The organism is Roseomonas elaeocarpi (assembly GCF_042433915.1).
Lineage (GTDB): Bacteria > Pseudomonadota > Alphaproteobacteria > Acetobacterales > Acetobacteraceae > Roseomonas > Roseomonas elaeocarpi.
Genome location: NZ_JBHLUN010000006.1, coordinates 67203 through 80842, shown reverse-complemented (window position 1 = coordinate 80842; position 13640 = coordinate 67203). Strand labels below are relative to the sequence as shown.

The following is a 13640-nucleotide window of genomic DNA, read 5'->3' as shown; positions in this document are numbered from 1 at the left end:
CATCTCTAGATGGGTTTTAGCGTCACCGCATGCCCGCCACGAAGAAGGGGCGCGAGGACGCCGCCAGCCTGCCCCACACCACCCGCCTCGTCGCCGGCGCCGTGCTGCCGCGCGGTCTGATCCAGGCCACCGTGAATGCCATGGGCCTGGCGATCGTGTCCGGCCGCTGGGCGCCTGGCGCGTCCCTGCCCTTCGAGGAGGCGCTCGCCAGCGAGTTCGGCGTCGGCCGCAACGCCCTGCGCGAGGCAGTGAAGGTGCTGGCCGGCAAGGGGCTGGTGCGGACCGCGCGGCGCTACGGCTCGCGCGTGTGCGAACGGTCGGAATGGAACCTGTTCGACCCGGACATCCTGACCTGGCACCTGTCGGACCCGGCCAGCTACGCCCGCTTCCTGCGGGAGTTGTCGGCGCTGCGCGCGATGATCGAGCCCGGCGCGGCGGCGCTGGCGGCGGTCAACGCCACGGCGGAGGAACGCGCGGCGCTGGTGGCGCAGGCCCGGGCTCTGCTGGATGCGACGCCGGAGGCTTCGGTGGCGATCGACGTGGGGTTCCACCTCATGGTTCTGGAGGCCACGCACAACAGCCTCGTGGCCGGGTTCCGCCACCCGCTGAAGATCCTGCTGGAAGCGCTGTTCCGCATCAGCCTCGACTCCGTGGGCGGCGAGCACCGCTACGACCCCAATCCCGCGATCCACATCGCGCTGGCCGCCGCCATCGCCGGCGGCCGGGCCGAGGAGGCGCGGCACATCGCCATCGCGATCACCGCGCGCGGCGAGCACGGTGCTACGGCGGTGGAGCGCGACAGCTCCTTCTGGGTCGCCCCCGCCGGGCCGCCGGCAGGGTCCTGAATCCGCGCGGTACGCCGCAACAAGAACGAACCGGAGGAAGAACGCCCGTGAAGATCACCAACATCAAGACCTTCATTCCCTGGGTCGGCAGCCGCAACCAGATGCTGGTGAAGGTCGAGACCGACGAGGGCGTCTATGGCTGGGGCGAGTCCGGCCTGTCGGGACGCGAGCAGGCCGTGGCGGGCGCCATGGCGCATTACCGCGAGTTCCTGCTCGGCCGCGACCCGATGCGCGCGGGCGCGCTGTGGCAGGAGATGTACCGCTCGCAGTATTTCGAGGGCGGTCGCGTGCTGACCGCGGCGATCGGCGCCATCGACATCGCGCTGCACGACATCAAGGGCAAGGCGCTGGGCGTGCCGGTGTATCAGCTGCTGGGCGGCAAGCACCGCGACCGCGTGCCGGCCTTCGCCACCACGGCCGCCGAGCCGGGGCCCGAGATGATCGAGCAGGCGCAGACGCTGATGGCAGCAGGCTGGAACAGCATCCGTTTCGTGCCGGCGGGCCAGCACAGCCGCGACCGTTTCGAGCCGCGCGCCTCGATCGCCGCCACCGTGCCCTGGATGATCAAGGCGCGCGAGGCGCTGGGCGGCGAGGCGGTGCTGGGCATCGACTACCACCACCGCCTCAGCGTGGCGGAAGCGGCGTCCTTCTGCCAGCGGATGCCCTCGGGCACGCTCGACTACATCGAGGAGCCGATCCGCGACGAGACGCCGGAAGCCTACGAGGCGCTGCGCCGCCTCACCGACGTGCCCTTCGCGATCGGCGAGGAGTTTTCCTCGAAGTGGCAGTTCCTGCCCTTCATCGAGCGCGACATCCACCAGTTCAACCGCCTCGACATCTGCAACGTCGGCGGCTTCACCGAGGCGATGAAGGTCGCAGGCTGGAGCGAGGCGCACTACGTCGACCTGATGCCGCACAACCCGCTGGGCCCCGTCTGCACCGCCGCCAGCGTCCACCTGGCGGCGGCGGTGACCAATTTTTCCTGGCTCGAGTGCCGGCATTCCCCGGTGGAGCGGCTGGGCTTCGACAACAGCGAGATTTTCCCCGTGCAGGTCGTGCTCGACGGCGCGACCTACGTCGTGCCCGACGTGCCGGGCCTGGGCGTCGAGGTCGACGAGGAACGGCTGATGCGCGAGCCCTTCCGCTTCTCGGAGCCGCCGCACCTGCGCCGCGAGGACGGGTCTTTTACCAACTGGTGACATGCAACCGGCCCCGGCGCGGGGCCTAACGGGGGAAAGGCCGCGACGACACCGCAGGGTGCGGATCGCGGCCGGAGGGGAAACGATGTCAGCTTCGGATATTCCGGCCGGTTCAGGCCGGCTGGACAGCAGCACGGCGACGCGGTCGCGCTACCTGATCGTGGCGCTGCTGTTCATCACCGGCGTGGTGAACTACCTCGACCGCACCAATCTTTCGATCACGGCACCCTCGCTGTCGCAGGAGCTGGGCGTCGACACCGCCACCATGGGCTGGTTGTTCTCGGCCTTCGGCTGGACCTACGTCGCGCTGCAGATCCCCGGCGGATGGCTGGCCGACAAGGTGCACCCGAAGCTGCTCTACCCGCTGGTGATCCTGTTCTGGTCGCTGGCGACGCTGTGCCTGGGCTTCGTGGGCGGCCTCGCCAGCCTGGTGGTGCTGCGCCTGGCGGTCGGCGCCTTCGAAGCGCCCTCCTACATCATGAACAACCGCATCGTGACGACCTGGTTCCCGGAGCGGGAGCGGGCGAGCACGGTGGGCATCTACACCTCGGCGCAGTACGTGGGCCTGGGCTTCCTGACGCCGGCGCTGATCTGGTGCGAGGTCACCTATGGCTGGCGCTCGGTGTTCCTGGTGACCGGCGTGCTGGGCCTGATCCTGGCGGTGATCTGGGTGGCGATGTACCGCGATCCGGCGCGCTTCCGCGGCACCAACGCGGCGGAGGTCGAGCTGATCCGCGCCGGCGGCGGCATCCCGGACCTCAGCACGCGCATCGAGGCGCGCGCGGCGACCAAAGCGAAGTTCTCGTGGCGCGACCTCGGCATCGTGCTGTCGCGACGCAAGCTGTGGGGCATGTATATCGGCCAGTTCTGCATGCTGGCCTCGGCCAACTTCTTCCTGACGTGGTTCCCGACCTACCTCGTGCAGTTCCGGCACATGGACTTCATCAAGGTCGGCTTCTACGCCTCGCTGCCCTTCCTGGCGGCCTTCTTCGGCGTGCTGTTCTCAGGCTTCCTGTCGGACTTCCTGCTGCGCCGGGGCGCCACGCTGGCGGTGGCGCGCAAGGTGCCGGTGATCGCGGGCGTGGCGCTGTCCACCATCATCATCGGCGCGCAGTACGTGGACACGCCCGGCATGGTGATCCTGTTCCTGACGGTGGCCTTCTTCGGCACCGGCATGGCCTCGATCACCTGGTCGCTGGTGTCCACCCTGGCGCCGGAGCGGCTGATCGGCCTGACGGGCGGCGTGTTCAACCTGTTCGGCGGGTTGTCGGGCATCGTGATCCCGATCGTGATCGGCTACCTCGTGCAGGGCGGCTCCTTCACGCCGGCCTTCCTGATGTGCTCCGGCCTCGCGGTGGTGGCGGTGTTCTGCTACGTCGTGCTGGTGGGCCGCGTCGAGCGCGTGCCGGACTGACACTGCCGGCGGGCGGAGGTCGCGGCCTCCATCCGCGCTGCGCGAGCCGGCCCGTGCCGCGGCATGCGCCGGCCCGCAAGGATCGGGCGGGGCGACGAACGGAGCGCCCCTGAGCAACAAGGGGAAACGCCGTGAAGATCACCAAGCTCACCACCTTTATCGTGCCGCCGCGCTGGTGCTTCGTGAAGATCGAGACCGACGAGGGCATCACCGGCTGGGGTGAGCCGGTGGTGGAAGGCCGCGCGCACACGGTGGCGGCGGCAGTGGATGAGTTGTCGGATTACCTCATCGGCAAGGACCCGGGCCTGATCGAGGACCACTGGACCATCATGTACCGCGCCGGCTTCTATCGCGGCGGCGCCATCCACATGAGTGCCATCGCCGGCATCGACCAGGCGCTGTGGGACATCAAGGGTAAGGCGCTGGGCGTGCCGGTGCACGCGCTGCTGGGCGGGCAGCTGCGCGACAAGATCCGCGTGTATTCCTGGATCGGCGGCGACCGGCCGGGCGACACCGCGCGCATGGCGCGCGAATGCGCCGACCGCGGCTTCACGGCGGTGAAGATGAACGGCACCGAGGAGATGCAGTTCATCGACACCCACGACAAGGTGGACGACGTGATCGCCCGCGTGCAGGCGATCCGCACCGAGATGGGGCCGAACTTCGGCATCGGCGTCGACTTCCACGGCCGCGTGCATCGCCCCATGGCCAAGGTCCTGGCCAAGGAGTTGGAGCCGTTCAAGCTGATGTTCATCGAGGAGCCGGTGCTGAGCGAGCACGTCGAGGCGCTGAAGGAGATCGCCAACCACTGCGCCACGCCGATCGCGCTGGGCGAGCGGCTGTTCTCGCGCTGGGACTTCAAGAACGTCTTGCACGCGGGCTACGTGGACATCATCCAGCCCGACCCGTCGCATTCCGGCGGCATCACCGAAACGCGCAAGATCGCCGCGATGGCCGAGGCCTACGACGTGGCGCTGGCGCTGCATTGCCCGCTGGGGCCGATCGCGCTGGCGGCGAACCTGCAGCTCGACGCCGTGTGCTACAACGCCTTTATCCAGGAACAGTCGCTGGGCATCCACTACAACCAGGGTAGCGACCTGCTCGATTACCTCGTCGATCCCAAAGTGTTCGACTACAAGGACGGCCACGTCGCGATCCCGCAGGCGCCGGGCCTGGGCATCGAGATCAACGAGGAATTCGTGCGCAAGATGGCCGAGACGGGGCATCGCTGGCGCAACCCCGTCTGGCGCCACAAGGACGGCTCCTTCGCCGAGTGGTGAGGCGCAGCGGCGCGTGGGCGGTCGCGCTTCGATCCTGCGTGTGGGAACCGGAGGGGGCGCTGCCCGCTCCGGACCTCACCCGCCAGGAGGACGATCCCCCCTGGACCCTCGCGGGACCGCCGTGGAAAGCACGGTTATTTCCGATCCCGTCGTGACCTTCCCGCGCGATCCGTCACCTCGGGTCCAGGACCCGAGGCGCGAACCGGACCAGCCGGAGCCAATTCCCAGAAGAAGATGATGGTGGGAGGTCCGGAGGGAGGAAGAATTCCTTCTTCCTTCCTCCGGCCACGGAGCGGCAGCAGAGGCGCCGCGGTGCGTCGCGCGTGCTTCAGGCCGCCAGGTTCTGCGCCGGCGCCACCAGCCGCTGACCCGTGCTCTGATCGAACAGGTGGGCGAGCGAGAGGTCCCAGCTGACCGGCAGGACCTGTCCCGGGGCGGCGCCGATACGCTCACGGAACACGCCCACCACGCGCTGGTCGCCCAGGTGGCCGAAGACCTGGGTTTCGGAACCGGTGGGCTCCACCACCTCCACCACCAGGGGCAGCCCGCCCTCGCGCAGCATCAGGTGCTCCGGCCGGATGCCGTAGGTCACCGCGGTGCCGGGCACCGCCGCGGCGAGGGAGGGCTGCGGCAGGAGAACGCCGTCGGCGGTGCGGATGCCCTCGGCCGTGGCGGTGCCCTGGAGGAAGTTCATCGAGGGCGAGCCGATGAAGCCCGCCACGAACAGGTTGGCCGGGCGGTCATAGAGTTCCAGCGGCGCACCCACCTGCTCCACCCGGCCGTCATGCATCACCACGATGCGGTCGGCCATGGTCATGGCCTCGATCTGATCGTGCGTGACGTAGATCGTGGTGGTGCCCAGGCGCTGGTGCAGCGCCTTGATCTCGGTGCGCATCTGCACGCGCAGCTTGGCGTCGAGGTTGGAAAGCGGCTCGTCGAACAGGAACACCGCGGGGTCGCGCACGATGGCGCGGCCCATCGCCACGCGCTGCCGCTGCCCGCCCGACAGGTGCCGCGGCAGGCGGTCGAGCAGCTTGGTCAGACCCAGGATCTCGGCGGCCGGGGTGACCTTGCGCCGGATCTCGTCCTGCGGCGCCTTCCGCAGCTTCAGTGCGAAGGCCATGTTCTCGGCCACCGTCATGTGCGGGTAGAGCGCGTAGTTCTGGAACACCATGGCGATGTCGCGCTCCTTGGGCGGAACGTCGTTCACCACGCGCGGCCCGATGCGGATCTCGCCGCCGGAGATGTCTTCCAGCCCCGCGATCATGCGCAGCAGCGTGGACTTGCCACAGCCCGAGGGGCCGACCAGGATCACGAAGGCGCCGTCGGGAATATCGACCGAGATGCCGTGCAGCACCGACACCGGTCCGTAGGACTTGCGCACGTCGCTGATGGTGACGGAAGCCATGGCGTTTCCCCTGTTTCGTCGGTGGTGTTTCGTCGGTGGCTCGTGCGCGGCCACGCGTTTGCTCAACCCTGTGCCGCCCCGTGCCGGGCGGCGCGAAGCATCATTCAGTCGCCGGCGATGACGCCCTTGCGCAGCAGGAAGCAGCCGTAGGGCCGGGCGTCGCCCACCTGCACCACGGCGAAGCTGCGGCGGGCGGCCTCGTAGAAGCGGAAGCGCTCCAGCCCCGCCATCGCGATGCCGGAGATGGCATGATCGAGCGCCGCCTGGACCTCACGCTGGACCTCGGGGATCTGGGCCGGGTTGCCCACGACCTCCATGCGCCGCACCGGGTCAGGCTCGAAATCGTCGATCGGCAGGACCGAGAGGATGGCCGCCGCGGCACGGCCCATGCGCAGGCCCGGCAGGCGGACGAGGCGGCCGCTCACGGTGCTGCGGGCGATGGTCTCGGCCGGGTGGTTCGCGTCCACCAGCGCCAGGTCGTCGCCGTGCCCCATGGCGGCCAGTACCCAGAGCAGGTCGGGCGACAGGACGGGGTCGAGGTTCTTCAGCATCGAGGGCGTCCTCCTTCGGGGGCGCGGCCGCGCCGGGTGAGGTAGGTGCGACTGGCGGTGCCGCCCAGCAGCGCCGCGCGCTCGGCTTCGCCCCAATCCTCGGTGAGTTGGAGCGTCACCTCGCACCAGCGGTCGTAGCTGGCGGCATTGGTCACCACCGGCCAGTCGCTGCCCCAGAGCAGCCGGTCCGCCCCGAAGTGCTCGCGCAGGTGCTCGACGTAGCGGCGCAGGTCGTCGGGCCGCCAGTCGGCCGCGGCTTCCGTCACCAGCCCGGAGATCTTGCAGCGGGTGTTGGGGTAGCGCGCGAGGCGGGCGATGTCGTCGGCCCAGGGCTGCCAGGCGCGGTCGCGGATCTCCGGCTTCGCCCCGTGGTCGATCACCACGCTCAGCGCGGGGTGCGCCGCCACGACCTGCTCCAGCCGCCGCAGGTGCCGCGGCAACACCAGCGCGTCGAAGACCAGCCCGAGTTCCGTCACCGCGCGGAAGGCGGCGTCGAGTTCCGGCCGCAGGAGCCAGTCATCCTCGGCGATGTCCTGCACCATGGGGCGCAGGCCGACCAGCAGCGTGTCCCCTGCCAGGGCGGCGATGCGGTCCGCGGCCCGGGGGTCGGTGAACTCGGTCCAGCCCACGACACCCAGCACGCGGGGCTCCTCCGCCGCGATACCCAGCAGGAACGCCGTTTCCGCCTCGGTGGGCGCGGCCTGCACCAGGATCGTGCCGCCGATGCCGTTGCGGTCGAGCAGCGGCCGGAGGTCTTCGGGTCCGAAGTCGCGGAACAGCGCCGGTTTGTCAGCGGTCAGCCAGCCGTAGTCGCCGCGCCCGATCCGCCAGAAGTGCTGGTGCGCGTCGATGCGGGGCGTCATGCGCGCGCTCATGCCGGAACAGGCGCGTCGGGCCGCAGCAGCCCGGCCTCGCGCAGGTCGGACCACAGCGCGGCGGGCGCCGGCCGGTCCAGGGCTTCGAGGTTGCGCCGCACCTCGTCGGGCGTGGTGGCGCCGAGCACCACGGAGGACACGGCCGGATGCGCCAGCGCGAACTGCAGCGCCGCGTGGGGCAGCGGCACGCCATGGGCACGGCAGACCGCCTCGATCCGGCCCACCTGGGCCAGCACCGGCGGCGGCGCGTCGCGGTAGTTGTACTTGGCGCCGGGCACCGGGCCGGTGGCCAGGATACCGGAGTTGAACACGCCGCCCAGCAGCACGCCGATCTGCTTTTCCTGCGCCAGCGGCAGGAACTCGTCGAGGGCCGGCTGTTCCAGCAGCGAGTAGCGGCCGGCCAGCAGCATGGCGTCGAAGTCGCCCGTGCGGGCGAAGCGCGTGCAGATCCCGGCATCGTTGACGCCGATGCCGATGGCGCGGATCACGCCTTGCTCGCGCATCCGGTGCAGCACCGGGTAGGCGCCCTCCATCGCCTCCTGGAAGCGCTGTTCCACCGCAGCACCATGGGTCCAGTGGTCAACGTCGTGGATCAGCAGCAGGTCGATGCGGTCGGTGCCCAGGCGCAGCAGCGACTGTTCCACGCTGCGGCGCGTGCCCTCGGCGGAATAGTCCACCACCGCCGCGTGCGGCTGCCCGCCGTGGTAGCCCGAGCCGTCACCGCGCCCGGCACCCACGTCGATCCAGCGGCCGACCTTGGTGGACAGCACCACCGCGTCGCGCCCGACGCGGCGCAGCGCGGTGCCGCAGCGATGCTCCGACAGCCCGTGCCCGTAGAGCGGCGAGGTGTCCACGAGGTTGACGCCGAGCGTCACGGCCTCCGTCAGTGCGGCGATGGCCAGGACATCGTCGAGCGTGCCGTAAAGGTCGCCCAGCGGCGCGGCGCCGAAGCCGATCAGCGAGACGGGGATGCCGGTGCGGCCCAACGGCCGCCGCGGCAGCGCGGTGAGGATGTCAGCCACCCTTCACCGCGCCCGCGGTCAGCCCCGCCACGATCTGCCGCTGCGCCACCACAGTCAGGATCAGCACCGGCAGCGTCACCACCAGCGCCGCGGCGGCGAGAGGACCCCAGCTCACCTGCTCGAAGCTCAGCATGTTGTAGACCGCGACCGGCAGGGTGCGGGTTTCGCGCCCCGCCAGCACGATGCCGAAGACGAAGTTGTTCCAGGAAAAGATCACGGCCAGGATGAAGGCCACCACGATGCCGGGCCTGGCGATCGGCAGCGCCACCTGGCGGAAGATCTCCCACCGGTTGGCGCCGTCGATCATGGCGGCCTCCTCCAGCTCCATCGGCGTGGTCTCGAAGTAGCCGATCATGATCCAGATCACGATCGGCACCGTCACCACGAGGTGGATGACGATCTGCGGCACCAGCGAGCCCAGCAGGCCCAGCCACTGAAACAGGAGGAACATCGGGATCAGGAAGGACAGGCCCGGCGTCATGCGGGCGATCATGATCACGATGGCGGCCTTGTGCGCCCCCATGCGCGCGATGCCGTAGCCGGCGGGCACGCCCACCACCAGCGCCAGCACCGTGGCGGTGCCGGTGACGACGATGCTGTTCCAGAAGTAGAGCAGGAAGTTGTTGCTCTCGAAGACACCGACGTAGTTGCGCCAGGCGAAGCGGTCGGGGATCAGGATCGGCGGGTAGGCGCCGTTGTCGATCTCGAACTTCACCGAGAGCGACAGCATCCAGATGAAGAACAGCAGCGCCGGCGAGACCACCAGCAGCCCGCACAGGAACAGGCCGAACTTCCGGAGCATGTGGCGCGCGCTCATACCGCCCCTCCCGTCACGCGGGCGGCCCGCTTCCGCAGGTGCAGCAGCAGCAGCGACAGCAGGATGATGAACACGAAGAACACCACAGCGATCGCCGAGCCGTAGCCCACCTGGTAGTAGCTGAAGGCCACCTGGTAGAGGTACAGGTTGATGGTTTCCGACGCCGTTCCCGGGCCGCCCTGGGTGATGGCGTAGATGATGTCGAAGCTTTTGAAGGCATCGATGGTGCGGATGATCACCGCCACCATCAGGAAGGGACCGAGCAGCGGCAGCGTCAGGTAGCGGAAGCGCTGCCAGGCATTGGCGCCGTCGATCTGCGCGCTCTCGTAGGGTTCCTGCGGCAGCGAGGCCAGCCCGCCCAGCACGATCAGCATCACCAGCGGCGTCCACTGCCAGGTTTCCACCAGCACCAGCGACGGGATCACGGTGGCCGGGTGGAAGACCCATTCCTGCGGCGGGATGCCCACCAGATCGAGCAGGTAGTTCAGCACGCCCAGCTGCGGGTGGAACATCATGGTCCAGACCAGCGCCACCGCCACCGGCGTCGCCATCATCGGCATCACGAAGATGCCGCGCAGCAGGCCCCGCAGGGGAACCTCGCGATGGAAGAACAGCGCGGCGGCGGTGCCCAGCACGATCGGCGCCACCACCGACAGCACCGTGTAGGTCAGCGTATGCCACAGCGAATCAAGGAAGCGGCCGTCGTGCAGCAGGCGCGCGAAGTTCGCCAGCCCCACGAACTCATGGGCCTCGCCCACGCGCCACTCGTTGGTGCTCATCCACAGGGTGAAGGCCCAGGGGAACAGGATCACGGCGCAGACGGTGATCAGCGCCGGCAGCACGAAGACCCAGTAGCTCCGCCGCGCCGGGCCCGTGCGGCTGGGACCGGTGCGACGGGTTTCCGCCGCGGCCGACGCGCGCGCCGTGCCGGCGGCGGCAGCGGCCTCGACGCCGGACGGGGCGGCGACGCTCATGCGCGCTCGCTCCGCTCCAGCACCGGGGCGAACTCCTCGGTGGCGCGCTTCAGCTCGGCGGCCGGGTCGGCACCCGAGATCATGTTGGTGAGCGCCACGCCGAAGGTGTCGCGGAACTCGGTCACCGGGATGATCACCGGCAGGGCCAGGCGGCTGATCGGTGCCGACTGCGCCACAGCGTCCACCCATTCGCCCGGCATCTTCACGCCCTGGCGCACCGCGGGGTCACGCAGCACGGAGTTGCGGAACGGCACGCCCGAGCCCGACTGCAGCAGCCGCGCGCCCATTTCCCGCGACGTGGCCCACTGGAGGTAAAGGTAGGCCGCTTCCTTCTTGGCACTGGCGGCGGCGATGCCCAGCCCGTCGCCGGTGGTGGCGGCGGCACGGGTTTTGGGACCCTTGGGCATCACGCCGTAGCCGACCTTGCCCACCACGCGCGACTTTTCCGGGTCCTCCAGCGGCGGCGCGAAGCCCACGCCGTCGAACCACATGCCCACGCGCCCCTGCAGGAAGGCGGACTGGCATTCCGCCCAGTTGAAGCCCGACACGCCGGGCGGCGCGGACTTGGTCATCAGCCGTTGGTAGAGCTTGGCGGCCTCGATCGCCTCGGGCGTGTCGGTGTTGAGCTTGCCGTTGGACACAGAATCCACGTCGTAGCCCAGGAGGAGGCTGGTCCAGACGGGGGTGTTGGCGTTGCGCAGGCCCCGCGCCACGAAGCCGCTGGTGCGGCTGCGCGCATCCGTCAGCGCCTCGGCCGCGGCGACCATCTCCTCGAAGCTCTGGGGGTAGTTCAGCTTGCGCTGCGCGAAGAGCTCCTTGTTCCAGTAGATGATCCAGTAATCCACCGAGAAGGGCAGCGTGCCGACCGTGGCGTCGCTGCGCGCGAAGGTCAGCCCGGCTTCCGCGAAGTCCGACAGGGTGTCGGGCGGCGTCAGCGCGGTGTCGGCCAGGAAGCCCGACAGGTCCGCCAGCCAGCGCCCCTTCTCGAACTGGCGCTTCTGAACGTGGTAGCTGATGTGGACGACGTCGAAGCTGGGCTTGCCGGAAGACAGCTCGATCGTGGTCTTCTGGCGCTGCTGCTGCTCGGGCGTCTGCTCGGAATTCACCTTGATACCGGTGAGGTCCTCGAATTCCTTCTGGTAGCGCTGCAGCGTTTCACCGCGCGGGCTGCGGATCAGGTTGACCTCGAGCGTGGTGCCGGCCTGCTTGCGCCAGTTCACGTTGGCCATGCCAGCGGGAGGGGTCACAGCGCCCTGTGCCAGGGCGCTGCCGGATCGTGCCGAAAGTCCCGTCAGCGCGGCGCCCGCCGCGATGCCGGCACCCAGGATATGCCGGCGCGTCGGCACATGGAGCTTCGCCATACCGTTTCCCTCCCCTTCCCGTCCTGGCCCTTCGCGGGCCGGACCGTCGCGGCGGTTGTTCCGCCTGCACTCTTTCTGAAACCTGGCCGCAGCCCCCGGCACTCTGTCCGGACAGGCAGCGGCGCGGCCTCGTTCGATTCACATACCGTCCATTTGCCACGGTTGGCAACACGGTTCCAGCTGGGTAACATGTTACCCACAACAGAGCGCCACGCATGCTGCGTAAGGTGCGGGATCGGGAGATGTGCGCCGTGACCGAGAACGACGGGAAGTTCGGCCTGAGCTGTGCCCTGGCAACGCCCTTCGCGGAGGATGGCTCGCCCGACCTCGCGCGGCTGGTGGCGCAGGCGCGCTGGTGCCTGGACCAGGGCTGCCGCAGCGTCACCGCCTTCGGCACCACGGGCGAAGGTCCCTCGATCGGGCTGTCGGCGCGGCGCGCGGTGGTGTCGGCGCTGCGGGAGGCCGGGATCGGCGGGCCGCAGCTGGTGATGGGCGTGGTGGCCTCGGCCGTCGAGGACGCGCTCGACCAGGCGCGCCAAGCCTACGAGGCGGAGTGCCGCGCGATCCTGCTGGCGCCGCCCTTCTACTTCAAGGACCCCAGCGAGGAAGGACTGTTCCGCTGGTTCAGCGGCTTCTTCGACGCGCTGGGCCCGTTGGCGCGCGACGTGATCCTGTACCACATCCCTTCCGTCACGGCGGTGCCGCTGCCGGTGTCGCTGATCACCCGCCTGCGCGCTGCCTATCCGGGGGTGATCCTGGGGGTGAAGGACTCCTCGGGCGACTGGAACTACGCGCAGGCCCTGCTGGCGGAGCACCGCGACCTCGTGATCCTGATCGGCGACGAGCGGCAGTTGGCGCAGGCGGTGGGCATCGGCGCGCAGGGCGCAATCTCGGGCATGGCCAACATCTATCCCGACCGGCTGCTGCGCATGATCGAGCAGGCGCGGCCCGACCCCGCCCTGTCGCGCGCGGTGGATGAGCTGCTGCGCTATCCCGTGACGCCCGGGGTGAAGGCGCTGGTGGCCGAGCGCACGGGCGACCCTGAATGGGCCCGCACCCGCGCGCCGCTGCTGCCGCTGTCGGCGGAGCAGGCCGCGGCGCTGACCGGCGCCTTCCGGGAGCTGCTGTCCCGAAAGGAGGAATAATGGTCGCGATCGTCGAGCAGGCTTTGTCGGATCGCGAACCGAACAACCTGCGCTCGCGCGCCTATGACAGCTTCACCCGCCACCTTCTGGCGCGCGACCTGCGCGCCGGGCAGTTCATCTCGCAGCGCGAACTGGTGGAGCTGACGCAGCTGCCGCTGGGCGCGATCCGCGAGCTGATCCCGCGCCTGGAGGCGGAAGGGCTGGTGCGGACCGTACCCAACCGCGGCATGCAGATCCCCCACGTCGATGTCGGGCTGATCCGCGAAGCCTTCCAGCTCCGCCTGTTCCTGGAGCGCGAGGCGGTGGCGAGCTTCACCCTCCACGCCTCCGACGAGGCGATCGCGACGCTGCAGCGCGAGCACGACGCCATCATCGCGCGCTGCGAAGCGGCCGCGGCTTCCGCCGCCGGCATCACCGAGGAAGAGGTGGCGCTGGCGCAGGATGTGGACTGGAGCCTGCACAGCACGATCATCGAGGCGCTGGACAACTCCATCATCACCGACATCTACCGCGTGAACGCCATCAAGATCCGCCTCATCAAGCAGGAGCAGACCCGGCTGAACACGCGCGTGCTCTTGCCCACCATGCGTGAGCACCTGGCGGTGATCGCCGCCATCCGCTCCCGCGACCCCGCCCGCGCGGCGGAGGCCATGGGGGCGCATGTCAGCAGCGCCCGCGACCGCGCGCTGGAGATGCGCTGAGCGCTGGCGGGCGCGTCGGGGGGGAAGGCGTTCCGGCGCGGCGGGCCG

General features: G+C 69.7%; 13 protein-coding genes. 6 read left to right on the top strand and 7 right to left on the bottom strand.

All coding sequences use genetic code 11. The features are described 5' to 3' along the window. The first annotated feature begins 29 nt into the window (after positions 1-29). The 4 genes from ACFFGY_RS08885 (at position 30) to dgoD (ending at position 4738) form a co-directional block, all read left to right on the top strand. Positions 30-845 carry a FadR/GntR family transcriptional regulator gene (locus tag ACFFGY_RS08885; protein ID WP_377044117.1) on the top strand — a complete coding sequence of 272 codons (816 nt, stop codon included), beginning with the start codon at positions 30-32 and terminating at the stop codon, positions 843-845. Between the two features lie 47 nt (positions 846-892). After that, complete coding sequence (locus tag ACFFGY_RS08880) at positions 893-2044, top strand: mandelate racemase/muconate lactonizing enzyme family protein (RefSeq protein WP_377044116.1); 1152 nt, start codon at positions 893-895, stop codon at positions 2042-2044. A gap of 85 nt (positions 2045-2129) precedes the next feature. Then, positions 2130-3458 carry an MFS transporter gene (locus ACFFGY_RS08875; RefSeq protein WP_377044115.1) on the top strand — a complete coding sequence of 443 codons (1329 nt, stop codon included), beginning with the start codon at positions 2130-2132 and terminating at the stop codon, positions 3456-3458. Between the two features lie 131 nt (positions 3459-3589). Beyond that, positions 3590-4738: a galactonate dehydratase gene (dgoD, locus tag ACFFGY_RS08870; protein WP_377044114.1), complete on the top strand. Its 1149-nt coding sequence runs from the start codon at positions 3590-3592 to the stop codon at positions 4736-4738. Positions 4739-5066: 328 nt separating this feature from the next. On the opposite strand, the gene ACFFGY_RS08865 is transcribed toward dgoD, so the two are convergent. The 7 genes from ACFFGY_RS08865 to ACFFGY_RS08835 form a co-directional block, all read right to left on the bottom strand. Next, positions 5067-6146, bottom strand: coding sequence for an ABC transporter ATP-binding protein (locus ACFFGY_RS08865; protein WP_377044113.1), 1080 nt, complete (start codon positions 6144-6146; stop codon positions 5067-5069). 104 nt (positions 6147-6250) lie between these two features. Then, positions 6251-6697, bottom strand: coding sequence for an RbsD/FucU family protein (locus ACFFGY_RS08860; protein WP_377044112.1), 447 nt, complete (start codon positions 6695-6697; stop codon positions 6251-6253). Then, the gene (locus ACFFGY_RS08855) at positions 6691-7560 is read right to left on the bottom strand and encodes an amidohydrolase family protein (RefSeq protein WP_377044111.1); all 870 of its coding nucleotides are present in this window, start codon (positions 7558-7560) and stop codon (positions 6691-6693) included. Before ACFFGY_RS08855 ends, ACFFGY_RS08860 begins: the two co-directional genes overlap by 7 nt. Positions 7561-7568: 8 nt before the next feature. Next, positions 7569-8594, bottom strand: coding sequence for an aldo/keto reductase (locus tag ACFFGY_RS08850; protein WP_377044110.1), 1026 nt, complete (start codon positions 8592-8594; stop codon positions 7569-7571). After that, the gene (locus ACFFGY_RS08845) at positions 8587-9411 is read right to left on the bottom strand and encodes a carbohydrate ABC transporter permease (protein ID WP_377044109.1); all 825 of its coding nucleotides are present in this window, start codon (positions 9409-9411) and stop codon (positions 8587-8589) included. The genes ACFFGY_RS08850 and ACFFGY_RS08845 overlap by 8 nt, the downstream gene beginning before the upstream one ends. Continuing rightward, entirely contained in the window at positions 9408-10385 is a 978-nt protein-coding gene (locus ACFFGY_RS08840; RefSeq protein ID WP_377044108.1) for a carbohydrate ABC transporter permease, read from the bottom strand. Before ACFFGY_RS08840 ends, ACFFGY_RS08845 begins: the two co-directional genes overlap by 4 nt. Continuing rightward, positions 10382-11746 carry an ABC transporter substrate-binding protein gene (locus tag ACFFGY_RS08835; RefSeq protein WP_377044107.1) on the bottom strand — a complete coding sequence of 455 codons (1365 nt, stop codon included), beginning with the start codon at positions 11744-11746 and terminating at the stop codon, positions 10382-10384. The genes ACFFGY_RS08840 and ACFFGY_RS08835 overlap by 4 nt, the downstream gene beginning before the upstream one ends. A 215-nt stretch (positions 11747-11961) precedes the next feature. On the opposite strand from ACFFGY_RS08835, the gene ACFFGY_RS08830 reads away from it, so the two are divergent. Both ACFFGY_RS08830 and ACFFGY_RS08825 read left to right on the top strand, forming a co-directional pair. Continuing rightward, positions 11962-12891 (top strand): dihydrodipicolinate synthase family protein, encoded by a 930-nt coding sequence (locus tag ACFFGY_RS08830; protein WP_377044106.1) that lies wholly within the window; start codon positions 11962-11964, stop codon positions 12889-12891. Next, a complete protein-coding gene (locus ACFFGY_RS08825; protein WP_377044105.1) occupies positions 12891-13592 on the top strand; it encodes a GntR family transcriptional regulator in 702 nt (233 codons plus the stop codon). The genes ACFFGY_RS08830 and ACFFGY_RS08825 overlap by 1 nt, the downstream gene beginning before the upstream one ends. The last annotated feature ends 48 nt before the right edge of the window (positions 13593-13640 follow it).

Excerpts from the sequence above, each read along its gene's own strand:
- ACFFGY_RS08885 (WP_377044117.1), top strand. The coding sequence starts at position 30 with ATGCCCGCCACGAAGAAGGGGCGCGAGGACGCCGCCAGCCTGCCCCAC.
- ACFFGY_RS08875 (WP_377044115.1), top strand. The coding sequence starts at position 2,130 with ATGTCAGCTTCGGATATTCCGGCCGGTTCAGGCCGGCTGGACAGCAGC.
- ACFFGY_RS08865 (WP_377044113.1), bottom strand. The coding sequence starts at position 6,146 with ATGGCTTCCGTCACCATCAGCGACGTGCGCAAGTCCTACGGACCGGTG.
- ACFFGY_RS08860 (WP_377044112.1), bottom strand. The coding sequence starts at position 6,697 with ATGCTGAAGAACCTCGACCCCGTCCTGTCGCCCGACCTGCTCTGGGTA.
- ACFFGY_RS08855 (WP_377044111.1), bottom strand. The coding sequence starts at position 7,560 with ATGACGCCCCGCATCGACGCGCACCAGCACTTCTGGCGGATCGGGCGC.
- ACFFGY_RS08845 (WP_377044109.1), bottom strand. The coding sequence starts at position 9,411 with ATGAGCGCGCGCCACATGCTCCGGAAGTTCGGCCTGTTCCTGTGCGGG.
- ACFFGY_RS08840 (WP_377044108.1), bottom strand. The coding sequence starts at position 10,385 with ATGAGCGTCGCCGCCCCGTCCGGCGTCGAGGCCGCTGCCGCCGCCGGC.
- ACFFGY_RS08835 (WP_377044107.1), bottom strand. The coding sequence starts at position 11,746 with ATGGCGAAGCTCCATGTGCCGACGCGCCGGCATATCCTGGGTGCCGGC.
- ACFFGY_RS08830 (WP_377044106.1), top strand. The coding sequence starts at position 11,962 with ATGCTGCGTAAGGTGCGGGATCGGGAGATGTGCGCCGTGACCGAGAAC.
- ACFFGY_RS08825 (WP_377044105.1), top strand. The coding sequence starts at position 12,891 with ATGGTCGCGATCGTCGAGCAGGCTTTGTCGGATCGCGAACCGAACAAC.